Raw genomic sequence first — 25,081 nt, forward strand, 5'->3', positions numbered from 1 at the left:
TTTCCGCTAAGGACTTAGCTGTATACTTTCACGCGATCTTCAATCGGCGCAAATTCTTTTTCGCCTGGTTCAGCAACCGGTTTACCGAAAGGCATTTGAGCGATCAGTTTCCAGCTCTCTGGAATGTTCCATTCGGATTTCACCTTTTCGTCGATCAATGGGTTATAGTGCTGCAGTGATGCACCCAGGCCCTCTGCCTCCAGGGAAGTCCATACCACGAATTGCAGCATGCCGTTGGATTGGTTGGACCATACCGGGAAGTTGTCTGCATACAGCGCAAAGTTTTGCTGCAGGCCTGTAACGACGTCATTGTCCTCGAAGAACAGTACTGTACCGTATCCAGCGCGGAATGCGCCCATTTTTTCAGCCGTGGATTTGAATGCTTCTTCGTTACCGACAACTTCTTTCAAGATGCCCTCGGTCAGGTTCCACAGCTTGTCATGCTGTTCGCCGAGCAGTACAACGACACGTGCGCTTTGGGAGTTGAAGGAAGACGGAGTGTACTTAACAGCTTCGTTCACAATTTCCTGGATACGCTCGTCCGAAATGACAGGGTCCTTGCTGATAGCATAGTGGGAGCGACGATTTTTGAGTGCAGTTGAAAAATCTTTAGACATAAGAAAAAACCTCCTGATGTAATGGTGTTGCATAAGCCTGATAAGAAGATGTCCTTTAATTCAGGTAAATATGCATTTTAGTGAAGCATTTTGCTCATAATCATTATTCCATATCAACTAACAATTTGTTAGAAATGATATTTATGTTAGCATGTTAATATAATGAGTTGCAAATGTCAACAATTCAGAACGAAACTCAGAACTAAAAGTTTATCTTTAATACCCGCTTACTGAGAATTAAAACACTTTTCTAAGGTCAGTCCTCTGATTGCTTTACACGATATGTCGAAACTTCATATCATGAACAAATCGTGAACAAATGATACGCAGATGAGAAAAATTAAATGATTTTGATTCTCAATTAGGGTTGTCGAGTGAGAATGAGAGTGATATAATGCATATCAGAACGCAATTGATAATCAATCTCAGTGAGAAGCTGATGAGATTGCGGACTGTCGGATATTCAGAGACATACGCATAGAAGGAAGAGCCATGAAGATTAGATACTTATTTGCAGCCGTTGTGGTACTCTCCATAATCTCATTATTTATTGGAGTTAAGGACATTTCACCACTGGAACTGTTCTCCATGTCAGAACAACAACAACATATTATGCTTGTCAGCCGGATCCCGAGGCTTGTCAGTCTTATACTGGCAGGGGTCAGCATGAGTATCTGCGGATTGATCATGCAGCAGTTAAGTCGCAACAAATTCGTGTCACCAACAACAGCGGGTACGATGGATTCCGCGAGACTTGGAATTTTGGTTGCCATGCTGGTCTTCACAACAAGCGGTCCACTAATCAAGATGCTTGTGGCATTTGTATTCGCACTAGCGGGAACCTTCATCTTTATGAAGATCCTGGACCGGATCAAGTTCAAGGACGCCATCTTTATTCCCCTCGTTGGACTGATGTTCGGTAATATTGTTAGTTCGATAGCAACCTTCTTTGCTTACAAATATGATCTTATTCAGAATATGTCCGCATGGCTCCAGGGTGATTTCTCCATGATCATCAAGGGACAATATGAAATGCTATATATTAGTATCCCGCTTGTCATTCTGGCCTACCTGTTCGCTAACAAGTTTACGGTAGCCGGGATGGGAGAGGAGTTTGCAACGAACCTTGGTCTCAAGTACCGGAGAGTTGTGAACCTGGGATTGGTCATTGTAGCGCTGGTCACCGCATCCGTCGTTCTAACCGTCGGCGTGATTCCTTTTCTCGGTCTGATCATACCTAATATCGTTAGCCTGTATCTGGGAGACCACTTGAAAAAAAGCCTTTCGCATACCGCGCTGCTGGGGGCCGGATTCGTATTGTTCTGTGACATCCTTGGCAGGATCATCATTTATCCCTATGAGATTCCAATCAGCCTGACCGTGGGCGTCCTTGGAAGCGGTATATTCATTTTCTTATTGATGAGGAGAAAGGCTTATGACTTATAAAGCCAAAATCGGCCTGTTGGCCGCGGCGGCAATCATCCTGGTGGCAGTCTTTCTGTTCATTGATCTTGGCAGCAATTGGGACTACGGGCTTCCGAGAAGGATCAAAAAGGTGCTTGCTATTATTCTGACCGGCGGAGCCATTGCTCTGTCTACCACGGTGTTTCAAACGGTCACGAATAACCGGATACTAACGCCGAGTGTTATGGGATTGGATTCCTTATATATTCTTATCCAGACAACGGTAATCTTCGTCTTTGGATCGTTTACGCTGTACAAACTGGGCAGCAATGTGAACTTCCTGATTAATGTCGGAGCCATGATATTGTTTGCTGGAGTTTTATACAAAATACTGTTCAAAAGGGAAGGGAATAATATTTACTTCCTGCTGCTCATCGGTATGATATTCGGTACGCTGTTCTCCAGCATGTCCTCCTTCATGGAGGTGCTGATTGATCCGAATGAGTTCCAGTATGTGGCGGACAAAATGTTTGCCAGCTTCAACAACGTAAAGACGGAGCTGCTCATTCTTGCCATGATTGTGGTTGCTTTGTCACTTCTCTATTTTGCTCGATTCGCCAAGTATCTAAACGTGCTTTCACTTGGACGTGAGCAGGCGATCAACCTCGGTGTGAATTATGATTACGTGGTGAAGCGGCTCCTGATTATTGTCGCTGTTCTGATCTCTGTAGCAACTGCGCTGGTCGGGCCGATTACATTCCTGGGACTTCTTGTTGTCAATGTTGCCTATGAGGTTATGAAGACATATCGGCATTCATACTTAATCACAGCTTCTATACTTATTAGCATCATCGCGTTAGTGGGCGGTCAACTGGTTGTCGAACGGGTGTTTACGTTCTCCACAACGCTCAGTGTTATCATCAACTTCATCGGCGGTGTCTACTTCATATACCTGCTACTAAAGGAGAGTAAAGCATGATCCAGGTTACGAACGTATCGAAAGTCTATAGCGGCAAAAAAGTCGTTGATAACGTGTCGGTTACGATCCCGAAGGGGCAAATCACTTCCTTTATCGGCCCTAACGGTGCCGGTAAAAGTACTTTGCTGTCCATGATAAGCAGATTAACGGGCAAGGACAGCGGTCAAATTACGGTGGATGGCAAAGAGGTCAGCCAGTGGAAGAGCAGCGACCTTGCGAAGAAGGTTTCGATTCTGAAGCAATCTAACCATATCAGTCTTCGTTTGACCGTGCGGGAACTCGTATCTTTTGGCCGATTCCCTTACTCTCAAGGCAGGTTGAATGCGGAAGATGAGAAGTTCGTGGATGAAGCGATCTCGTATATGGAGCTCGGAGATATGCAGCATAAATTTCTTCATCAGCTCAGCGGCGGTCAAACCCAGCGTGCTTACATCGCTATGGTTATCGCCCAGAATACAGAGTATATTTTGCTGGATGAGCCACTGAACAACCTGGATATGAAACACTCCGTGCAGATCATGAAGATTCTTCGAAAGCTTGTCGCCGACATGAATAAAACGATTGTTATCGTGATTCACGACATCAACTTCGCTTCCTTCTACTCGGATTACATCGTTGCCTTGAAGGATGGCGCTATTGAGAGCGAAGGGAAGACCGAGAGCATCATTCAGAGCAATGTTCTGCGCGGAATCTACGACATGGACATTGAGATTGAAGAGATTAACGACAATAGAGTATGTGTGTACTACGCCTAATCTATAACAACGTTTGTAAGGGATAAGGAACGGTTCAACTGCCATCGGCAGGTTCCTTATCTCTGCTAAAATAGCTGAGGCTGCCTTGCGAAGGGACGGCATGATTCAATCTGTCCTTATTTAATTACTAATTCAACCATACATTCAAATATATGTTGAAGATCAATATGAAGCAGGAAAATACAAATATAAAAGATGGGGTGTACGTAATGAAAAAATGGTTAACTTTATTCATGGTAGTAATGTTCACGATTGTACTCGCAGCTTGTGGTCAAGACGATAAAACAACAGGTGCCGGTGGCGGAGACGCTGCAGGGGATACGCCTCCAGCCGAAGCGGAAACAATTAAGATCACCCACCAGCTTGGTGAAACCGATGTACCGAAGAACCCTTCACGTCTGGTTGTATTCGATTTTGGTATTCTGGATTCCGTAGATAAATTGGGCGTTGAAGTATTAGGCGTTCCGCAAGCGAATATTCCTGCTTACTTGTCCAAATTTGAAGATAAGAAGTACGAGAATGTAGGGAGCCTGAAAGAGCCGGACTTTGAGAAAATCAACAGCATTGATCCCGATCTGATCATCATTTCCGGCAGACAGCAAGATGCCTATGAGGAACTGAGCAAAATTGCTCCAACGATCTTCTTGGGCGTGGATACAAGCAAATACATGGAATCCTTCAAATCCAACATGAACACGCTTGGTCAAATCTTTGGTAAAGAAGCAGAAGTTGAGAAAGAAATGGCTGCCATCGATGAGAACATCAAAGCGCTGAATGAAAAAGCAACGGCAACAGGCAAGAAGGCATTGATCATTCTTGCTAACGAAGGCAAAATCAGTGCATACGGTCCAGGTTCCCGTTTTGGTATTCTGCATGATGTGTTTGGTTTCGGAGCAATAGATCCTAACATCGAAGTCAGCACACATGGTAAAGATATTTCGAACGAGTACATTGTAGAGATGAACCCTGACTATCTGTTTGTGGTTGACCGCGGTGCAGCTGTTGCCACTGGCGAAGGGGAATCAGGCGCTAAAGCGGTAGTTGAGAATGAGCTTGTAAAAACAACCAATGCCGCTAAAGACGGAAACATCGTTTACTTGAACCCGGATTTCTGGTATCTTTCCGGCGGCGGGTTGACTTCCGTATCTGAAATGATTACTGAAGTTGACGCAGCTATTAAATAATCCAAGACCCTTTCCGAAGGGAACGGTAATGAACATAGAAGACACCGGAGCAGCTTTTATCAGGCGCTCCGGTGTTTTATTTTTTTGCATTAGGGTAAGTGGTTAACGGATAATAAGATAAGGCAGATGTTGACGTAATGAGATGATGATCATCAGGCTCGCTCAACCTGGAATAGTCGATTAGGAGGAGGTCTTTATATGTATCGGAATCAAATCTATATAGATGGACAATGGGTCCAGACCGAGGAGCAAATGGACGTATACAATCCGGCGGACGGGAAGGTTATAGGCACCGTGCCTAAAGGCGGCAAGAGAGAAGCCCAGCAAGCGGTGGATGCTGCAGCGGCAGCTTTTTCGGATTGGTCCGGCAGAACCGCTAATGATCGCGGGGAACTGCTTCGCCGGTGGCATCAGTTAATTACAGATCATACGGATGAATTGGCCCGAATCATGACCACGGAGCAGGGGAAACCGCTGAAGGAAGCAGCAGGCGAGATTCGATATGCCAACAGCTTTGTTGAATGGTATGCGGAAGAAGGTAAACGAATATATGGCGAGACCATACCCGGTTCTTCCAGTCGTCAACGTATCATCGTGACCAAGCAACCAGTGGGTGTTGTAGCTGCCATTACGCCTTGGAACTTCCCGGCTTCGATGATTACACGCAAGGTAGCCCCTGCGCTGGCAGCTGGCTGCACCGTAGTTATCAAGCCGTCCGGTGAGACGCCATTCACGGCGATCAAGCTGGTGGAGCTAGCAGATGAGGCGGGCATTCCTGCCGGGGTAATCAACATCGTAACCGGACCTTCAAGTGATATCGCTGACGTGTGGCAGAAGGACAGTCGGGTGAGAAAACTGTCATTCACGGGTTCAACCGAAGTGGGGAAACAACTGATGGCTGGCGCAGCGACCAATGTGAAGAAAATATCGCTGGAGCTTGGTGGTCATGCTCCATTTATCGTGACAGATCAGGCAGACCTGGATCAAGCGGCAGCGGGATTAATCTCTTCCAAGTTCCGCAATGGGGGACAGACCTGTGTATGTGCCAACCGGATTTATGTTCAAGAATCAGTTGCGGAGAAGTTCGCAGCGAAGTTTACGGAGCTTGTCAAACAATTGAGGGTGGGGAATGGACTGGAGAACGGAATCGATATCGGACCCTTGATTAACGAGGAGGCTGTGGATAAAGTCGTTCGACAGATCAAGGATGCGGAAGAGAAGGGCGGCGTTATATTGGCTGGCGGTCAAGCTCACCCTGATCTGGGAGGCAACTATGTCGAGCCAACCGTGATCATGAATGCCACGGATGACATGGAGTGCATGAATGAGGAGACCTTCGGTCCTCTTGCACCCATTACCACCTTCAAAACCATAGACGAAGCGGTCAAGCGAGCCAATAACAGTCCTTACGGATTGGCTGCCTATGTGTTTACGCAGAATTTGGGCGAAGCGGTCAAAATCGCGGAATCTCTCGATTATGGCATCGTAGGAGTGAATGACCCTGTACCTTCCACCGCTCAAGCTCCGTTTGGCGGATTTAAAGAGAGCGGACTGGGCCGGGAAGGCGGCCATTACGGAATGGAGGAATTCCTGGAGGTAAAGTACATTTCACTTGGTTTGTAAGAGCGGAATGAGTATTGCGATATTCAATGAACATGGACAAGCTGAGCTGTCCAAACGAATTTAAGCCGTACTGCATCGGGGCAACAAAAATTCAGGGGCGTTCTCCAGGTTCAGACCTGGAGAACGCCCCCTTTTGAGCTATTGCTGAATCAATACCGGCTTACCGGTTTCCGCGGATTCATTCGCGGCCAGCGTCACCTCAAGTGTCTTGAACCCGTCTTCGTAGGAGGCAAGCACAAGGCTTGGATCCTGGTTTCGAATGGCGTCGATCAAGGCCGTAGTAAGATCCTTGTAGAAGTCGGTTTTGCTGCGGTATACCACTTCTTTCTCCTTATCTGCGATGGAAAGCGTGGTTCCATCCAGAACGACGCGGAAATCGCGTCCCATGATCTCAATTCCGCTCCGATGATCGAATTGGATAAATCCCGTCTGCATATGGCCGACCGCTCCAGAGTCCAGCACGAATTGAATCGCGCCTACATCGGGAATGTCCAGATCCGGAATATCCTGCATAAGCAAGAGACTCATATCGGCATACAAACGGGTGATGTCGCCGCAGAGGTAGCGTACCAGGTCCATGGTATGAGTAGACTGCTCAACCAGTTGTCCGCCGGACAATTCTTTTTTGCGCCACCAAGGAGTAGGTACAGGTGTCGTTATGTAGTGGGCACGGACCATGCCGATTTTTTTGTCTTTAAGAAAATCCTTGGCGATTGCAACGGTGTCCAGGTACCGCAGACAGTATCCGGAAGCTGCTATGATTCCGCTTTCATTGATGACTTTGACTTTGTGACGGACGGACTCCACGTCCAGACCCAGCGGCTTCTCGACCATCAAGTGAATGCCTTTGGCTGCTGCCTGTTCTTCAATATCTCCATGGCAGAATGGCGGGATGCATACGTACAGAACATCCAGCGGTTCCTGTTCCAGCATCGTGCTGCCGTCCGTATAATAAGCGGAGCCATACAATTCGGCCTGCTGTTTGGCTAATGCTTCATTCGTATCGCATATTGCAGCCAGTTGAACATGTTCATTCTGGTGAAGGTTTTTAATATGGACAGCGCCCATACCTCCGGCTCCAATTACACCTGCTTTAATCATAGGTTGCTCACTCCTGATCGTATAATGATGATGGATAAATATTCCTCAATTCTAGGACTCACACGTGATTATAGCCCCGCTATCCATATTATTCAAGCTTTCCTTTGTATGCCGGTACAGAGGATTCACCTGGAAAAAAGTACAGCAAACCTTCCTGAATACATACTAGGTGCTTGCTGCTAATAACCCTCATACCCGGCATAGGTGCATCGGCAGCGCCATAGGGACGATGTTTCCCATAGCGCCAACACCAACTCTGACATCGGTATCATCCGGCAGACTCCTTTATCGTGTATATTGCTGCGGCATGTGTTATCCTTTAATCCCGTTCATGGCAATGCCCTCAATGAAGTAGCGCTGAAGGAATATAAACAGGATGATGATCGGAAGGGTTGCCATAAGCGCACCGGCCATCAGGAGAGGATAGTCGGTGGAATGCTGTCCCTGAAAGCTGGAGATTCCAATGGATAGCACCCGCATGTCCTCTGAGCTTGTCATAATGAGCGGCCACAGTAAATCGTTCCACGAGGCGAGTATGGTGAAGATGGCCAGGGAGACAAGCGCAGCTTTGGATAACGGTAAGTAAATATTCCAGTAGATCCGGAAATAACTGCAGCCATCGATTTTGGCTGCCTCCTCCAGATCCTTCGGCAATGTCATGAAGAATTGTCTTAACAAGAACGTACCGAAGGCACTGAAAATACCCGGTACAATGAGCACATAGAACGTATCCAGCCAATTGAACTCACGCATAATGACAAAGCTCGGGATCATCACAACCTGTGACGGTACCATCAATACCGCAAGGAGCGCGAGGAAGATAGCATTCTTGAAAGGAAATCTCAAACTTGCAAAAGAATAGGCTGCAAGTGAGCACAGGACAAGCTGGCCCACTGTGCGTCCGAGTGTGACGATAACGGTATTCAAGTAATACGTGCCAAAATCAATGGTTTGAATGACACGGAGGTAGTTGTCCAAGTGCCATTCGACAGGGAGCCATTTGGGCGGAATCGACATGGAATCGGCAAAGGACTTGAAGGATGTGGATATCATCCACAGAAACGGCATAATCATGAGCAGCGCCCCGGCAGCTAACAGAACGTGGACTGCCAGACGGCTTGCTTTTCCCGATCGGGTTGAAGTATTCACGTCTTCATTCCTCCTGTTATTGGTAGTGAACCCAGCGCTTTTGAATATACATTTGAACCATGGTGATGACTAGAATCACAACGAATAGAATGAAGGCCTGCGCTGAAGCGTAACCCATATTGAAATATTTGAACCCGTCTTCCCAAATGCTGTAAACGACGGTCCGGGTGGATTCCAGCATCGTAGTCTGCTGATCCATCATAATGAAAATCAGGTCAAACACCTGGAATGAATTGATAAAGGACATGACCAATACAAAGAACAGGCTGGGCGTCAGCAGCGGCAGCGTGATCCGAAAGAACTTGTACATCGTTCCGGCACCGTCCAGCGAAGCGGCTTCATAATAGCTGCTGGAGATGCCCTGGAGACCGGAGAGCAGAATGACGGCGTTATACCCGATACTGCTCCAGACGCTGACAAGCACGATGGAAAACAAAGCGAATTTTTCATCAAACAGCCAATTCGGCTGAGGTAGATTCAACACTCCCAGCACATGGTTGATCAACCCGAATTCGGAGTTGTACAGCCATTTCCAGACCATGCCGACCGCAATCGGCATCGTGATTACCGGGATGAAATACAGTGTGCGGTAGAAGACCATGCCTCTGATCTTCTGATTCAGCAGTACGGCCAGAACCGTTGCGATTGCAACGGACAACGGAACGGTGCCGACGGTATACATCATCGTGTTCAGCATGGAGCCGGTGAATTTGTCGTCCTTCATCAGATTCGTGAAATTATCCATTCCGACGAACTGGGGAGAGGTTAACCCGTCCCACGATGTAAACGACAGGAACAGGGATGCGGCGGAAGGGGCCATGTAGAACAAACCAAGCCCCAGCACGACCGGCAGGATGAAGATATATCCCCACAGGGCTTCGTGCCGGGCAAGTTTCCCGACCTTTCGCTTGGGCATCTCAGGAGGTTTCGTGGTCACAGTTATAGGAGAGCTCACAGGTTGCACCGTCCTTTCTTGGTATTCCTACTTGGGAGCGGATGGTTGTCATTTGGTTTCAGTTGCAAGGATTGCATCCATTTGTTCACCGGCGTTTTTGAGCGCTTCTTCAAAGGTTTTTTTGCCAAGAAAGGCTGCCTGGATTTCCTTCACTTCCGCATCCTGCCATTCCGCTGTTTTCTGGGACACCGGATAAGGCACGGCAAATTCCAGACTGTCCACAAATACCTGCAGATCGAGAGAAGGAATGGATTTCAGCCAGCCACCTTCCGTGCCTTTGTAGGCAGGCATCGAGAAGCCGGAATCGGCCAGCAGTTCCTGTCCTTCCTTGCCCGATAGTATCTGCAGCAATTCCCAGGATTCCTGCTCTACTTTTGTCTTGCCGTTGATTGCCCAGCTCAGTCCGTGAACGATGGAAGCTTTCTGTTTACCGGCAGGAAGAACAGCAACGCCGAGTTTATCGCCGAGAAGCTTGTGCAGCTCAGGCGAGTTGACCGAAATCCCCGGAAACATGGCGGCCTTGCCGGAGCCGAACAATTGGCGGGACTTCGTTTCAAGCTGCTGCTGCGCATTCGGCGAGTAGCCTTTGTCAATCAAGCCTTGTTCCCACTTAAAGGCCGACAGAGCTTCAGGCGTATTAAAGCCGGATGACTTCTTATCGTCCGAGATTACAAATCCTCCTGCTTGGGCAATAAAGTTGTAGTAACCGATTTGATTGTCGATCGGCGCTATGTAACCGTAAATACCGTTTGTTTTATCGGTCAGCTTGGCCGCATTCTCCTCTACGGTTTCCCAGGTCCAGGTATCGTCGGGAAAGGACAAGCCCGCGTTGTCAAACAACTCTTTGTTGTAATAGAGTCCGATGGAATCCTGGAAGTAAGGAAGACCGTGAAGCTTGCCTTGATAGGTATACATATCGACGAGTGCTTCGGTATAAACCGAGGTGTCCAGTCCGCTTTGCTCAATGAGGGGAGAGAGGTCTTTGATCAGACCGGAGGAGGCGTAGGAGTGAAAGTTGGGTCCGTTCATCCAGTAAACATCAGGACCACTATTGCCGGCGAGGCTTGTTCTCAGCTTGGTCCAATAATCCGCCCATGGCGTATACGTTACTTTCACTTGAACATTCGGATGCTTCTCATTGAAAATTTTGATGGACTTGTCCAGCGTGTCCCGTACGTTTTCGTCCCAGAGGGCGACGTTGATTACCTTTTTCCCATTGTCTCCACCGGAGGCATTGCCACCACAAGCGGACAGTAAGGCAGTAAACACGAATAGCATCACAATCAGGACAGACATTCCTTTTTTCATTACATAACCCTCCTTAAAATGTTGGCATGGTTTTGATCAAGCATGATGGGGTCATAAAGCTTGTTCGACGTGAAAACCAGTCTCCTTGGATGGGAGCGCCCCCTTTGTATAGCTGGAGTAAAAAGCATTAGTTATTCCAATAACCGAAAAAAGTTAACATCAACATGCTATCTTTTGTGACAGAATAACTAGGCTTCTATTGCGAAAGATTATATAATCCCCTCGATTATTTTTCAAGATAGCGATTTCAATTACTTTTAAATTATTTTTTTCACATAATGTGAGGTTGGGATGTATTCTTACATATACATTATTTTGATTGGTGGAATAAGTTAATTTCGGTTATTGAAAATGTTATAGTGTAGCTAACCTCATTTTTCCGATACAGAAAGTTGCACTAATTGATGAACCTATAGAAAGGTTGAGCTTGCTTGAACAATATGAAAAAAGGGGATCACAAGCTGATCCAGGCGTTAAACCGATCCAAGGTGCTGAACAAGATTCGTACGGATGGTCCCATATCCAGAATTGAGCTGGCCAAAAAAAATAAGCTGAGCCCCTCCACAGTCGCTTCCGCCGTTCAGGAGCTGATTAAGGAGGGCTACGTCTCTGAGATCGGTACGGGTTCCTCCAGCGGAGGGAGAAAACCCATTCTGCTCCAATTCAATCCGGATAATCATTATTTATTTGCTGTAGCCATAACGAACTCATTCCTAAATCTGGCCCAGATGAACCTGGAGGCAAGGGTGCTGAGAAAGGAAACCTATCCGATCGAAGGACTTCAGGGTAATGCGGTTATCGAGCGGCTGCTCGAGCTCATGGATGATTTCACTGCAGGAGCGGAGGACTTGGAACGTTGTGTCGGCATTTCCCTCACCGTTCCAGGTATCGTGAGTGATAGTCAGGGAGTGCTGCACTATAACACCAAGCTGCGGATGACCGATGTTCCGCTAAGGCAGATCCTCGAAGACCGCTATGGAATGCGGACCTGGGTTGAAAACGATATGAATTCCGTTGTGCTCGCAGAGCGGCGATTTGGTGATTATGCATTCGGGAATTTGATCTATATTTCCATCGGTGACGGACTCGGCTCCGGTATATTAATAAACGATAGCCTCCTGAGAGGCAAGCATGGGGGTGCCGGCGAGTTTGGACACACCAGCGTGAATCGCAGCGGAATCCGGTGTGAATGCGGCAATGTAGGCTGCTTGGACAGTTATATCAGCTGGATCGCCGTGTATTCACGAATCATTACAGCAATAGCCACAGGACGACCGACTCTAATTCAGGAGCTGAGCGGAGGGGATTACAGCAAAATCGTTCCGTCCGTGTACAAGGAAGCCCTGTGCAGAGGGGACAAGCTGGCAATGGATCTGAATGAAGAAGTAGCGGAACACCTCGGCGCAGCCATTGTTAATCTGGTCAATATGTTTAATCCCGAAGCACTCGTTCTGGGCGGGGAGATGGCGCATGGGAATCCGGAGCTTTTGGCAATGGTTCGAAAATATATGGACCGGCATGCGATGCCGATCCTGAAGGATGATATGGTGTTTGGATTGGCATCCCTTGGCGAAGATGATAAGTTAATCGGTGCGGCTTCTGTCCTTCTGCAGGACTTATTTGGTTTCACCCTGACGGAATAATGAATTTGACAACGTTTCCACCTGCACGTTATCTTTGGTTAAATGCACTTAACGGAAGGGGAGAAGATGATTGGAGCAGTACATTCTGTCGCTTGACCAGGGAACGACAAGCTCTCGGGCAATCTTGTTTAACAGGGAAGGAGAAATTGTACACTCAGCGCAAAAGGAGTTCCCTCAGTATTTTCCTCAACCGGGGTGGGTGGAGCAGAATGCCAATGAAATATGGGGCTCCATCCTTGCGGTTATTGCGACCTGTTTATCCGAATCGGGTGTGAAGGCGGATCAGATAGCGGGCATCGGGATCACGAATCAGCGGGAGACCGCAGTACTGTGGGACCGCAACACGGGTGAACCGATATATCATGCGATTGTATGGCAGTCCAGGCAGACAGCCGGCCTATGCGAGGAGCTGATCGCTGCAGGGCATGACGGAAAGGTAAGGGAGAAGACCGGGCTTTTGATCGATCCGTATTTCTCTGGTACCAAAATCAAATGGATTCTCGACCATGTGGAGGGTGCGCGGGAACGCGCCCGGGGTGGAGAGATTATATTCGGCACCATTGATACCTGGCTGATCTGGAAGCTGTCCGGAGGCCAAGCGCATGTGACCGACTATTCCAATGCTTCACGCACGATGCTCTATAACATCCATGACCTGAAATGGGATGATGAGCTGCTGCAGCTGCTGGATATTCCGAAGGTCATGCTGCCTGAGGTAAGGCCTTCTTCCGAGATATACGCCAATACGGTGACCTATCACTTCTTCGGGCGTGAAGTGCCGATTGCCGGGGCTGCGGGAGATCAACAGGCAGCGCTGTTTGGTCAGACCTGCTTCTCCGAGGGCATGGTGAAGACAACGTACGGAACAGGCAGCTTCATGCTGATGAACACTGGCGACAAGCCGGTCAAATCCGAACATGGGCTGATTACGACGATTGCCTGGGGACTCGATGGCAAGGTGCAGTATGCGCTGGAGGGCAGCGTATTTGTGGCCGGATCAGCTATACAGTGGCTGCGCGACGGTCTGCGGATGTTCCGTGAGGCGAAGGACAGCGAGCCTTATGCGCGCAGGGTTGATTCAACGGAAGGCGTGTACGTTGTGCCCGCTTTTGTCGGACTTGGCAGTCCGTACTGGAACAGCGACGTACGGGGCGCTGTTTTTGGTCTGACCAGAGGTACGTCGAAGGAGCATTTCATCCGTGCAACCCTGGAGTCGCTTGCCTACCAGACCCGGGATGTACTGTCCGTCATGGAGGAGGATTCAGGGTATAACATCACATCCCTGCGAGTGGATGGAGGCGCGGTGGCCAACACCTTTCTTATGGAATTCCAGAGCGATATTCTGAACGTTCCCGTGGAACGCCCGGACATCACGGAGACGACGGCTCTTGGAGCCGCGTTCTTGGCGGGTCTTGCTGTTGGCTTCTGGAAGGACCAGGATGAGATATGCAGCAAATGGAGCATGGGGCGGAGCTTTACGCCAACCATGCAGGAAGAAGTAAGGGAACAATTATATGCGGGGTGGAAAAAAGCCGTTTATGCGGCAATGGCTTTTCATTAGCATTTTATATGTTATAATAATTCATAAGTGAATATTTGTCTGGAGACTTGGAGAGACCACTAGGCGCGGAAGACCTCATGGAACGAGGTTTGTTACTGCGTGTTTCGTGGTCTCTTTTTTGTTGCTGTTTCTATAAGAGGTAACAATAGATAAAAAAAAGGGTAAAACATACTGGGAGGGATTTGTTTGATGTTGCCACAGTCGTTTTCAAGCTTGGATCGCAAGCGTCGTTTTGAAGGAATTGCAGAGAGCACTTATGAGCTGATCGTGATTGGCGGCGGGATCACCGGTGCGGGGATTGCACTCGATGCGGTCACGCGCGGCATGTCGGTCCTGCTGGTGGAGATGCAGGATTTTGCAGCAGGAACCAGCAGCCGCTCGACCAAGCTGGTGCATGGCGGACTGCGGTATTTGAAGCAGTTTGAAGTGGGGATGGTGGCTGAAGTCGGCAAGGAACGGGCGGTAGTCTACGAGAACGGACCGCATGTTACTACGCCGGAGTGGATGCTGCTGCCCATACATCAAGGAGGAACCTTCGGGAAGTTCAGCACTTCTGTCGGCTTGATGGTATACGATTTCCTGGCTGGCGTGAAGCGGGGAGAACGGCGCTCCATGCTGTCTGTCTCCGAGACGCTGAAGCGGGAGCCGCTTCTGAAGCAGGAAGGCCTGAAGGGCGGCGGTTACTATGTAGAGTACCGGACGGATGATGCCAGACTCACGCTTGAGGTCATGAAAGAGGCAGCGGCCAGAGGGGCTGTGCTGTTCAATTACGCGAAGGCCGAGTCTTTGAACTATGATACGAATGGACGGATTACCGGCATCACGGTGAGAGATATGCTGGACGGCGAGGTCAGGACCGTAACCGGAACCAAAATCGTGAACGCCGCTGGTCCTTGGGTGGATCAGGTGCGAGAGATGGATAAGTCCAAGAAGGGAAAAATGCTTCAGTTGACCAAAGGGGTCCATCTGGTCATTGACCAGTCCAAATTCCCGCTCCGTCAAGCGGTGTACTTCGATACACCTGACGGCAGAATGGTGTTTGCTATTCCTCGTGACGGAAAGACCTACGTGGGAACAACCGATACGGTGTACAAGGCCAATCCCGTGCGTCCCCTGATTACGGTGGAAGACCGGGATTATATATTGAAAGCTATTCACTATATGTTTCCCGATGTGAAGCTGTCCGCGGCTGACGTTGAATCTGGGTGGGCCGGAGTCCGGCCGCTGATCTTGGAGGAGGGCAAGAGCCCGTCCGAAATTTCACGCAAGGATGAGATATGGGAATCCCCGTCCGGCCTGATCACCATTGCGGGTGGCAAACTGACCGGTTACCGCAAAATGGCGGATACGGTTGTGGATCTGGTTGCCATACGAATTCAGGAGCAGGGCGGCCAAACGTTTGGTCCCGGGATAACGAAGAATCTGCCGATATCCGGCGGGCATATAGGCGGCTCCCGTCAATTTCCTGAATTTGTTCGCAAGCAGGCGGATATCGGAGCGGCACAAGGAATCGACCGTAAGCTCGCCGAGCAATGGGCGCAGATGTACGGCTCCAACGTAACGGAGTTGTTTCGCTTGGCCAGCGCAGGATCCGATCAAGCGGAAGCATCCGCGCTTCCCGTATCGGTTCTGGTACCGCTGATGTATGCGATCCAGTATGAGTTGGCGTCGAAGCCGACGGACTTTTTCATCCGCCGTACGGGTTCCCTGTTATTTAACATCCAGTGGACAAGAAAATGGAAGGAGCCCGTAATGGATTATATGGCTTCCGTTCTGGCATGGAGCGAGCAGCAGAGAACGGAATACGCAAGGGAACTGGATGAGGAACTGGCATCTGCCACACAGCCAATAGCACAGGAGCAATCGGAGGCAGTGTCCCTCTCACAAGACTCCACACAAGAAAAACTATCTTCTTAAACGATGTGCCTAACCAAGATGCAAGGAAGAGGGTTTGGTTAGAGCCATAACGGCTTATTCAAGCTCGACAATCTAGTCGTAAGGGCAACGGTATGATAATCTATATACGTTCACATTGAGAGGAGAGATGACCCGATGAACCACAAAGCGTATGAAGAATTATATCACGGAGAGAGCGCGGTTTGGCTCCAGCATGGCCCTTACGAAGCGGCGATATTGCCTGGGATCGGAGGCAATCTCATCGCTTTCAGGGATAACGAAAGCGGTTACCGTTTCCTTCGCGAACCTGAAGCACACGAGATGGAAGCATTCAAGTCCAATCCAGGCGTTCACGGCATTCCTGTCCTGTTTCCGCCGAATCGATATGAAGACGGGAGGTTTCCATGGAATGGACAGACCTATCAATTCCCGGTGAATGAGGTTGAGACAGCTAATCACCTCCATGGCTTTTTACATACGATACCGTGGACGGTCGAGGATTATGGCAGCAGTGAGGCTGAAAGTTATGTGGTCGTTTCCGTAACGATCGATGAGGATCACCCGGTGTACGCCATGCTTCCGCACACGTTCACGTTTCGGCTCCGCTATACGCTGAATCGGGATGGATTAGCCCAGCATGTGTTGATACGCAACCGGGGAACGAGCAGCATGCCTTGCCTGCTTGCCTTCCATACGGCGATCAATGCTCCGTTTGCACCTGAGAGCACAGCGGATGATTGCGTTGCAAGAATAACGATCGGAGAGCGGTGGGAAATGAGTGACCGCATGCTGCCGACCGGGGAATTCCAGTCCCTGACGGCGGAAGAAGAACGGCTGCGGACAAGCGGGGTCAACCCCTATTTTGCCCCCATGGACAACCATTACACGGCTGTACCGCAGAACGGCAGAAACCGTATGGAATTGACGGATACCAGGCTGGGAAAAACCTTGGTCTATGATGTCGGCAACTCATATAAGCAGTGGATGGTATGGAATAACAAGGCATCCCGGAAGTTTTTCTGTCCCGAGCCTCAGATCAATCTGGTGAATGCTCCAAACGTGAATTTGCCGGCGGATGATATCGGTTTGTTCGGTTTGGCACCGGGTGATATTTGGGAAGCCACCTCTCGGCTGTATCTTAAAGGCTGATCCTTAATTCCTCCCCCATAAAAAAGCGTATGGATCGCAACACCTGTTACTCAGGGCGTTTACAGTCCATACGTTTTTGCTATAAGACATATGATTTCATGCTTCAGCTCCCTGCAGAAGAGCCGGGAATCTCTTCACGCCCATGCCTGCGACTGCGTTTGATGTGGTCCGGAATGACAAAAAAGACAACATACATAAGGATAAATAATACAAGTGCAATGAATTCCTCAACCATAATGTATAGGGGATGTGGACCCAGCAGATCCAGCAGCGACGCGGTTTCCGGCTTGCGCATCAGGAACATGTAATTGGAACCAACAGCCCAATTAACAAGACCGACAAGCACGGCGGACACGTTAAGAAATACCATCGTCCAGCCAATGGATTTCCAGGTTGGCCGGTATCCTCTTACCCATGTCATGTACAGCGCTGTTAATATAATGGCGGTATGGACGGTAAAGAAATGAAAGAAGCGGAAGTGAGGGAAAGGATAATCCAGATTGGGTGTCAGTATGGCCTGAAGTGCCCCTCCGATGCCTGCAAAATAAACTAACGGATATAAGCGGCGTTCATCTGTAAGCAGGATGGCTATGGAGAGAAACAGGGTCAGACTGCACAATTCCAGCGGCAATGACGTGGCAGGATCCCATATGCCGGTTAACACATACCAGAGATGAAGGGACGCCTCCGGCAACGAGAGTGCGGCAAGCAGGCTCCATTTCACGGTCTTTTGAAGGGCAGTCGTTGAGACGATTACAGACCTGAACAGATACAGGAGCGCGGCAAGGGCGATCAGGATAACGATGGCTATCCAATGCTCGGTGGAGAAGGCGGCAAATGCCTTCGGATAACTCGGATCAAATAAGGATTCGATGTTGTATCATCCTCTCTGTAGTTCGCAAGCCCATTATGATCGATATTACCATGAAGTGGATGTAGAATGAATATCATTTTTATGCCGGAATACATTGAATTTATGTAGGATCGAGAACCCGAGAAGCATACCGTCATCATCGCTTATTAAGGAAGTGGGTGCATTATTGTGAATAGATTGTATGGGCTCAAACGGTATTTGAGTATAGGATTAAGCTTGGTTTTGATCTTCACCCTCATCGGTTTTGCTTACCCTGGTGAGGCGGAGGCTGCTTCCTCCAAGTACAAAAAGTTTTTTGATATTAGCAGAAAGGGAGCCGTGGTTCCCGGCTTATCCGGAAACAAAGAATGGATACCGCAGGGACTCGCCCTTGTGCCGAGCAAGAAGTGGATTATTATGTCTCATTATTGGGGCAATACAAAGAGCAAGCAGGCCAGCAGCATCTCGATCACCAGCAGCAAAACCAACAAGCGAATCAAAACGCTCTATTTATATGAGAGCGGAAGCAAAAAGCATACCGGTCATGTTGGCGGACTCGCCGTCAGCAAAAATCATCTGTGGGTGGCGTCTGGCAAAAATGTGTACAAAATTCCGCTAAGCACCATCGAGGGCAAAAAAGATTACAGCCATGTTGTCATGACCCGATATGCGCTCGGTCATAAGGCATCTTATGCCACTTATTCCGACGGGATTCTCTGGGTAGGTGAATATATGGATGGAGAGGATAAGGGCAGCAAGCAGTGTGCCCCCGGACCGAAGGGCAAGCTTCGAGGTTATAAATTGACTTCCGGCGATGACCTGTCGTCGAACCGTAAGGCGGATTATACATGGAGCACGCCTGATCGTATCCAGGGTGCGGTTGTGACGAAATCCCGCGTATTATACAGTCAGTCCTGCGGCCGCAACAATGCAAGCAAGCTGCTTATTTATACACGTGGGGCATCCGGCAAGGCCGCAGCTACCCCTTTGACCATGCCGCCCATGTCCGAGAATATTGCGATACGTGGCAATGATCTGTATGTTCTGTTTGAATCCGGTGCCCGGAAGTACAGAAACGGCGCATTGCCGCTGAAGAACCTTTACATTGTGAATGCCAAGAAACTGAAGATTTAATACTGAACAAGCAAAAGATCCCGACTCCGCTCAACGGATAAGGGATCTTTTGCTTGTGATTCGAAAAAACAGAACCATATACATGTTGCGGCACTGCTCAAACAGGCTGTTTGGCTTCCGTGATCAGGCGCTTCAGCGACTCCTGCTTCCATCTCGGAACACGCAGATGCTTGGCAGAGGGCGCCTTTTCTCCAAAGTAAACGATGCCTTGCTCTACCGTAGTGACTTTGTCTACATTCACATAGCAGTTGCCGCCGACATGATAGAACTGTTTACCGGAGAGCAGGGATGCGATTTTGTCGGCAGTCATTCTCTTTTTAATATTATAGTTCCTGCCGTGAAAGCTGACCAAACCGTGCGATCCGGTTTTAAAGAACAGAATGTCTGTCTCCACCACGAAGTCCTCATACATGTTGCGGGATTCCGATACGTGCTTCATCATTCTGCTTCCCCCTTTGTCAAGATCAACAATTGATAACGCTTACATTCTAACATGTTTTCCGCAGGGTTTAAAGAACTTTTTATTTTGGCATGATAAAAGCCCCACACCACGAGGGTGCAGGGCTTGGTCAATCTTTAAGGTGCAGCAGGTGCTTCCGGTGTCTCTGTAGCAGGATCTGCCGGCGCTACTTCCTCCAGCGTGTTGGTGATGGTTGCTTTGTCTTTTAACTCTTGAATATAAGCGGAAGATTCCTGGTAAACTTTTTGATTCTCAAGCTGTTTACGGATTTCATCCTTCTTGTCTTCCAGAGTAGGATTCGTAGCTTCCTTGCGATCGGTAAGCTTGATGATATGATAACCGAAGGAGCTCTTCACCGGGTCGCTGATTTCATCCTTCTTCAATTTGAAGGCTGCTTCTTCAAAAGCAGGATCCATCTCGCCGCGTCCGAAGAAGTCCAGGTCACCGCCTGTGTCCTTGGTAGCGTCTTGATTTTTCTCTTTGGCAATTGCCGCGAAATCAGCGCCATCCTTAAGCTGCTTCACAATCTCATCGGCTTCTTCCTTGGTTTCAACCAGGATGTGAGAAGCGCGAACCTGTTCAGGTGTAGCAAAGGATTCTTTGTTCTGATCATAAATGGTTTTGATCTCTTCGTCCGTTACTTTGATTTTGTCGCCCATCAGTTTTTTGAGTTCGACTTGGGTTTTGGTCTGCCCTTTCAGATCCTCAAGTGTCATTCCCGATTGCTGCAGGGCCATATTGAATTGATCTTCGGATGGGAAGGATGCCTTGAGAGCGTCAACTTCTTCATTCACTTCCGCGTCCGTCACGGTAATGGACTGCTTGGCCAGTTCCTGCTTAATCAGCTCTTCCGTGATCATGGAATTTACGGTTTGTTTCCCGCCCGCTTCAACAAGCTCATTGTACAGGGTATCCTTCGTAATCTTGACGTCATTGACTTTGGCCACTGCTTCGTTACCGGATCCCTTGGCAAATGGAGGTACAATCAGGACGACGATCAACGCTGCCGCGAGTACCAGTGAAGCGATCATCCAGCCTTTGCTTCCATTACCGCCATCACCAGCCGGAGGCTGCTCATCGTGCAGGGGCTGCTCGGGCTGATCCTCTGAATGCATGACAGCAACCGGAGACAGGGGCTGATCGCTCTCTTCCTTATAAGGTTCACTGGATTCAGGATAGGTTGAATCCGAATCTATTCTTTCCTCTTCATTAGACAAGTCGCCCGGTTCTTGGGGGATATTCTCTTTCTCTTGGGCTTGTCCCTGTTCATCCTCGGGTTGCCCCGGGTGGTTTGGCTGCAAATCGTTATCTTTCATTTAATGATTGACTCCCTTCGACTGCATATAATAATGAGTTGGTTCATTCTTTAATCACTTTACCAGATAAGCTTTTGGTTTACCTTAAGAAAAAATAAAAATTGAAAATATAATTGAAAAGCCCTTGATTTGATGATAACTGATTATAACTCTTTGAAAAAAAATGCACCCATGTGCTGGTTACAGTATAAGCATTCCCGCTATGCCGCATGCAATACCAAGCAAGACTACAGACGAAACTACAAACCATATGACCTTTCTCGGGAACGAACGTCTTACCATGAGAAGGGAGGGAAGGCTGATGGCCGGCAAAGTAAGGAGCAGCGCTGCTGCGGGGCCGGCTCCAAGACCTGCTGCCATGAAGGCTTGAATGATCGGGATTTCGGCGGCAGTCGGAATGACAAAGAGCATCCCCATGACGGCAAAGAAAATGACAGCCAGCAGGCTGTTCCCGGCTGCTGTTCCCAGGTGAGGGAACATCCAGACTTGCAGCGCGCCAAGCAGCAGGACTGCGATAAAATAAGCCGGAACCACGCGAATGAGCATATTGCCGATGCTGGCGAGCCAGCGTTTCCACAGTGGGCGATCGTCTTGCTGATCGGTGCTCGGCGGTGTGTCGATCTCCACCGGCTCCGATTCTTTGGCAAAGCGGTTTGCCAAGTAGCTGACGCCAAAGGTTAGAAGGATGCCAAAGACCAGTCGCAGCAAGGTGAATTTCCAGGATAGAACAAACGTCATAAAGACGAGTGTTGCCGGATTAATGGTTGGATTACCGATCCAGAACGCAAGTGCAGACCCTACAGATACCTTTTTCTTGCGTAGACCGATGGCGATAGGTGCGGCACAGCAGGAGCACATCATGCCTGGAATGGATGCAATCCCTCCTATCGCCGTACTGCCAAAGGTCGATTTGCCGAGAACGCGAAGGAGCCACTGGGAGGGCAGCAGGGACTGGACTAATGTGCCAAGCAGAATACCCAGCACGGCTGCTTTCCAGACGGCTTTGAAATAAGTGATGGCATAATCCCAAGCTGCTTGCCATGAAGGTGTGGCACTGCTATCCATGCCTAGTATGGAAGAGCCGATGCTGTGCTCGACAATCGCCTTGAGTGCTTTATCGTAATAAGGCCACCACTTCACATAGGTCAGACCGGTTGCTGCAATTATAATGAAGATTGTGATGAACCAGATGGTTTTTCTGCGATTCGAATGATCAAAGGCCATTCTGCTGTCGCTTGAGTGATTCATAATTCGTACTCCCCCGATATATCGTGAAATTATTTACATATCCAATCTAATAGTATATCACAATGTGGACTTGTCGTAGAGAGATTTTCCCGGGAATTGCAAGAAATAGGAAGATCATTAGACTTGCGGCAGCTGATTTCATATAATATAAGTATTGTGTGCATAAATGAAGTGATTGGCAAAGATTAATATTAGATGATCCCCGGAGTAGATGAGACGTATTTCGAGCATCCGCGCCGGGGTTGTTGCACGTGCTCTTGCAATATATCAAAACTTAGATGATGAAGGGACGATCTGTGATGACTCAATCGGAGAAAATAAAATTAACTTCCTATTCCTCTAAAGGAGGATGCGGCTGCAAAATTGGTCCTGCGGATCTGGCTCAGGTCATTCGCAAGCTCCCCCAAGCGGAACCCAATCCGAATCTGCTGGTTGGTCTGGATACGAGCGATGATGCAGGTGTATACCGTCTTACCGATGATTTGGCTATGGTCCAGACGGTTGATTTCTTTACACCGATCGTGGATGACCCTTATGATTTCGGTCAAGTGGCAGCGGCCAATGCAATCAGCGATATCTATGCGATGGGAGGCAAGCCGCTAACGGCACTGAATATTGTGGCATTTCCGATCTCAACCCTCGATAAGCAGGTGTTGACCGATATTTTGAGAGGTGCTGGGGATAAACTGAAAGAAGCGGGTGTAACACTGGTTGGTGGACACTCCATTGATGATAAAGAGCCGAAATTCGGTCTTGCCGTAACAGGTACCGTACATCCTGACAAAGTGAGAACGAATGCAGGAGCCAAGCCGGGCGATGTGCTGATTCTTACAAAGCCCATAGGTGTCGGTATCCTTACGAGCTCCATTAAGAAAAACCTGTTAAGTGATGAGGAGATCCGCCGGGTTACCGCCGTAATGGCAGCACTCAACAAGACCGCTGCCGAAATGATGGAATCGTATAACGTTCACGCGTGCACCGATGTGACCGGATTCGGGCTGCTTGGCCATACACTCGAAATGGCAAAAGGAAGCGGGACGGGGATACGCATTTCCAAGTCCTCTGTACCTGTCCTGGAGCGAGTTAGAGAAATGGCCGAGGGTGGCGTCATTCCGGGTGGGACAAAAAACAACTATGATCACGTGAAGGACGATGTTGATTTTCCGGACGACATGGATCAGATCGACAAGTGGATACTGTGTGATGCGGTAACTTCGGGTGGACTTCTTATCGCCGTTGACGGCTCGCAGGCGGATCAGCTTCTAATGGAGCTTCGGCAAGCCGGGCTGGAAGCGGGAAGTGTCGGCAAGGTCGTAAACGATCATCCGTCCCGCATTGTCGTTGAGTTGTAAGTGAGCCTTTTTTTTGGATCAATAAAGGAGCGAGCAGACCATGTTTCAAGACATCAGCGTTAACGAGTTATTGGAGCTTCAGAATAAAAAGAAGATGACATTAATCGATGTCCGTTCCCCGTCGGAATACAGGGATTCAACGATCCCGGGAAGCCTGAACATTCCGGTCTTTAATGATGAGGAACGGGCGGAGATTGGCACCATCTATAAGCAGGTAGGCGTAGATGCGGCTAAAGAGCGCGGACTTGCCATTATGTCGGCCAAGCTTCCCGCCTTCGTTAAGCAATTCAAGGAAATTGACGGTGATAAAGCAGTTTATTGCTGGCGTGGGGGGATGCGCAGCCGGACAGCGGCAACCGTGCTCTCCCTGATGGATATCCATGTCAGCCGGATTACTGGCGGGATTAAGGCTTATCGAAAGTATGTGCTGGATACGCTTGAACATAAGACATTAGAGGCCGAAGCGTTTGTTCTGCATGGTTTGACGGGAACGGGCAAGACGGCCGTGCTCAGGCAGCTTCAGCAGGAGGGGTATCCTGTCGTTGACCTGGAAGGGCTGGCAGGTCATCGCGGCTCGATATTTGGCCATATCGGTTTACAGGCCAGCAATCAAAAGACCTTTGATTCGGAATTGGTTGAACGACTGAAGCAAGTGGAGTCGGCCCCTTACGTGTTATTCGAAGCCGAGAGCAAGCGGATTGGCAAAATCGTTGTACCCGACTTCCTTATGGAGAAGAAGGAGTCCGGCGTAGCTATCGTACTTGAACTGCCGATGGAAGAGCGTGTTCGCCAGATCATGGAGGACTACAATCCCGCTGCATACAAAGAACAGTATTTGGCGGCTTTCCAATTGATTAAAAACAGGATCCATACTCCTGTTGCTGCTGAGATCGGGAGGTCGCTGGAGGAGGGACGGTTTCCACAGGGAATCCGGATGCTGCTTGAGCATTATTATGATCCCAAGTATAACCATACCTCCAGTCAATATGAAGATGCCTCGCCTATCGTTGTCTCAGTGGATAAAGTAGAGGAAGCTGTGAAAGCCGTAAAAGAAATATTGCGGAATCAGATGCAGCAGAAGACCGGCACGTAATCATTCGTATAATCCGAGAGGATAAGGAGGATCCATTGTGGTTCTGTATTTAATCGTGATTACTTTGGCTTTGATCGGCGGCATTGCGACGCTGCTTGTTGGTTTTTCCCAGGAAAACCGCAAGTCGAATCCAGCGTATGAAAGTAAAACCAAAGCTAATATTACCAAGCTGATCGTCATCTATGTGTTGGCCTTGATCGCATTTATTGTGATTTGGTCACTATTCGATTAGAAAAAACAGATCGCCCCTGACCAAGAGCTGGATACCTGACGTATCGCTTTTGGCAGGGGCGATTTCTTT

Annotated in this window: 22 protein-coding genes; 13 read left to right on the forward strand and 9 right to left on the reverse strand. The window is 48.8% G+C overall.

The window, feature by feature from the left end:
• Positions 1-14: 14 nt before the first annotated feature.
• Positions 15-617 carry a nitroreductase family protein gene (locus WDY75_RS11110; protein WP_006211447.1) on the reverse strand — a complete coding sequence of 201 codons (603 nt, stop codon included), beginning with the start codon at positions 615-617 and terminating at the stop codon, positions 15-17.
• Positions 618-1,109: 492 nt separating this feature from the next.
• Here WDY75_RS11110 and WDY75_RS11115 point away from each other — a divergent pair, with 492 nt between their 5' ends.
• The 5 genes from WDY75_RS11115 (at position 1,110) to WDY75_RS11135 (ending at position 6,562) form a co-directional block, all read left to right on the forward strand.
• Positions 1,110-2,063 carry an ABC transporter permease gene (locus WDY75_RS11115; RefSeq protein WP_006211446.1) on the forward strand — a complete coding sequence of 318 codons (954 nt, stop codon included), beginning with the start codon at positions 1,110-1,112 and terminating at the stop codon, positions 2,061-2,063.
• Positions 2,053-3,000, forward strand: coding sequence for an iron chelate uptake ABC transporter family permease subunit (locus WDY75_RS11120; RefSeq protein ID WP_063480068.1), 948 nt, complete (start codon positions 2,053-2,055; stop codon positions 2,998-3,000). The genes WDY75_RS11115 and WDY75_RS11120 overlap by 11 nt, the downstream gene beginning before the upstream one ends.
• Positions 2,997-3,755 (forward strand): ABC transporter ATP-binding protein, encoded by a 759-nt coding sequence (locus WDY75_RS11125; RefSeq protein ID WP_036641932.1) that lies wholly within the window; start codon positions 2,997-2,999, stop codon positions 3,753-3,755. The genes WDY75_RS11120 and WDY75_RS11125 overlap by 4 nt, the downstream gene beginning before the upstream one ends.
• 209 nt (positions 3,756-3,964) lie before the next feature.
• Positions 3,965-4,939 (forward strand): siderophore ABC transporter substrate-binding protein, encoded by a 975-nt coding sequence (locus WDY75_RS11130; RefSeq protein WP_063480067.1) that lies wholly within the window; start codon positions 3,965-3,967, stop codon positions 4,937-4,939.
• Between the two features lie 198 nt (positions 4,940-5,137).
• Positions 5,138-6,562, forward strand: coding sequence for an NAD-dependent succinate-semialdehyde dehydrogenase (locus tag WDY75_RS11135; RefSeq protein ID WP_063480066.1), 1,425 nt, complete (start codon positions 5,138-5,140; stop codon positions 6,560-6,562).
• Positions 6,563-6,700: 138 nt separating this feature from the next.
• On the opposite strand, the gene WDY75_RS11140 is transcribed toward WDY75_RS11135, so the two are convergent.
• The 4 genes from WDY75_RS11140 to WDY75_RS11155 form a co-directional block, all read right to left on the reverse strand.
• Positions 6,701-7,663: a Gfo/Idh/MocA family protein gene (locus tag WDY75_RS11140; RefSeq protein ID WP_063480065.1), complete on the reverse strand. Its 963-nt coding sequence runs from the start codon at positions 7,661-7,663 to the stop codon at positions 6,701-6,703.
• Between the two features lie 312 nt (positions 7,664-7,975).
• Positions 7,976-8,812 carry a carbohydrate ABC transporter permease gene (locus WDY75_RS11145; RefSeq protein WP_036641938.1) on the reverse strand — a complete coding sequence of 279 codons (837 nt, stop codon included), beginning with the start codon at positions 8,810-8,812 and terminating at the stop codon, positions 7,976-7,978.
• 16 nt (positions 8,813-8,828) lie between these two features.
• On the reverse strand, positions 8,829-9,767 hold the full coding sequence (locus WDY75_RS11150; protein WP_036641941.1) for a carbohydrate ABC transporter permease: 939 nt from the start codon (positions 9,765-9,767) through the stop codon (positions 8,829-8,831).
• Between the two features lie 48 nt (positions 9,768-9,815).
• A complete protein-coding gene (locus WDY75_RS11155) occupies positions 9,816-11,075 on the reverse strand; it encodes a sugar ABC transporter substrate-binding protein (protein ID WP_063480064.1) in 1,260 nt (419 codons plus the stop codon).
• A 440-nt stretch (positions 11,076-11,515) separates the two neighbouring features.
• On the opposite strand from WDY75_RS11155, the gene WDY75_RS11160 reads away from it, so the two are divergent.
• From WDY75_RS11160 to WDY75_RS11175, 4 genes are all read left to right on the forward strand, one after another.
• The gene (locus tag WDY75_RS11160; RefSeq protein WP_036642413.1) at positions 11,516-12,718 is read left to right on the forward strand and encodes an ROK family transcriptional regulator; all 1,203 of its coding nucleotides are present in this window, start codon (positions 11,516-11,518) and stop codon (positions 12,716-12,718) included.
• A 70-nt stretch (positions 12,719-12,788) separates the two neighbouring features.
• Positions 12,789-14,279, forward strand: coding sequence for a glycerol kinase GlpK (gene glpK, locus WDY75_RS11165; protein WP_063480063.1), 1,491 nt, complete (start codon positions 12,789-12,791; stop codon positions 14,277-14,279).
• Between the two features lie 189 nt (positions 14,280-14,468).
• Positions 14,469-16,196, forward strand: coding sequence for a glycerol-3-phosphate dehydrogenase/oxidase (locus WDY75_RS11170; protein ID WP_063480062.1), 1,728 nt, complete (start codon positions 14,469-14,471; stop codon positions 16,194-16,196).
• A 135-nt stretch (positions 16,197-16,331) separates the two neighbouring features.
• Positions 16,332-17,324 carry an aldose 1-epimerase gene (locus WDY75_RS11175; protein ID WP_036641948.1) on the forward strand — a complete coding sequence of 331 codons (993 nt, stop codon included), beginning with the start codon at positions 16,332-16,334 and terminating at the stop codon, positions 17,322-17,324.
• Positions 17,325-17,427: 103 nt separating this feature from the next.
• Here the strand turns inward: WDY75_RS11175 and WDY75_RS11180 are convergent, their stop codons facing one another.
• Entirely contained in the window at positions 17,428-18,198 is a 771-nt protein-coding gene (locus WDY75_RS11180) for a TIGR02206 family membrane protein (protein WP_082834427.1), read from the reverse strand.
• A 168-nt stretch (positions 18,199-18,366) separates the two neighbouring features.
• Between WDY75_RS11180 and WDY75_RS11185 the strand changes: the two genes are divergently transcribed.
• The gene (locus WDY75_RS11185) at positions 18,367-19,311 is read left to right on the forward strand and encodes a hypothetical protein (protein ID WP_200860839.1); all 945 of its coding nucleotides are present in this window, start codon (positions 18,367-18,369) and stop codon (positions 19,309-19,311) included.
• Positions 19,312-19,408: 97 nt separating this feature from the next.
• On the opposite strand, the gene WDY75_RS11190 is transcribed toward WDY75_RS11185, so the two are convergent.
• From WDY75_RS11190 to WDY75_RS11200, 3 genes are all read right to left on the reverse strand, one after another.
• Complete coding sequence (locus WDY75_RS11190) at positions 19,409-19,753, reverse strand: LytTR family transcriptional regulator DNA-binding domain-containing protein (RefSeq protein ID WP_063480060.1); 345 nt, start codon at positions 19,751-19,753, stop codon at positions 19,409-19,411.
• Positions 19,754-19,887: 134 nt separating this feature from the next.
• Entirely contained in the window at positions 19,888-21,087 is a 1,200-nt protein-coding gene (locus WDY75_RS11195) for a peptidylprolyl isomerase (protein WP_063480059.1), read from the reverse strand.
• Between the two features lie 180 nt (positions 21,088-21,267).
• Positions 21,268-22,335 carry a permease gene (locus WDY75_RS11200; RefSeq protein WP_063480058.1) on the reverse strand — a complete coding sequence of 356 codons (1,068 nt, stop codon included), beginning with the start codon at positions 22,333-22,335 and terminating at the stop codon, positions 21,268-21,270.
• Positions 22,336-22,634: 299 nt separating this feature from the next.
• Between WDY75_RS11200 and selD the strand changes: the two genes are divergently transcribed.
• Genes selD through WDY75_RS11215 form a run of 3 tightly spaced genes read left to right on the forward strand, consistent with a single transcriptional unit; the run spans position 22,635 to position 25,012 of the window.
• The gene (gene selD / locus WDY75_RS11205) at positions 22,635-23,687 is read left to right on the forward strand and encodes a selenide, water dikinase SelD (protein WP_063480057.1); all 1,053 of its coding nucleotides are present in this window, start codon (positions 22,635-22,637) and stop codon (positions 23,685-23,687) included.
• Positions 23,688-23,727: 40 nt separating this feature from the next.
• The gene (gene mnmH, locus WDY75_RS11210; protein WP_063480056.1) at positions 23,728-24,780 is read left to right on the forward strand and encodes a tRNA 2-selenouridine(34) synthase MnmH; all 1,053 of its coding nucleotides are present in this window, start codon (positions 23,728-23,730) and stop codon (positions 24,778-24,780) included.
• Positions 24,781-24,817: 37 nt separating this feature from the next.
• A complete protein-coding gene (locus WDY75_RS11215) occupies positions 24,818-25,012 on the forward strand; it encodes a hypothetical protein (RefSeq protein WP_006211422.1) in 195 nt (64 codons plus the stop codon).
• The last annotated feature ends 69 nt before the right edge of the window (positions 25,013-25,081 follow it).

This window comes from Paenibacillus glucanolyticus (assembly GCF_037333485.1).
GTDB classification, from domain to species: domain Bacteria; phylum Bacillota; class Bacilli; order Paenibacillales; family Paenibacillaceae; genus Paenibacillus_AQ; species Paenibacillus_AQ glucanolyticus.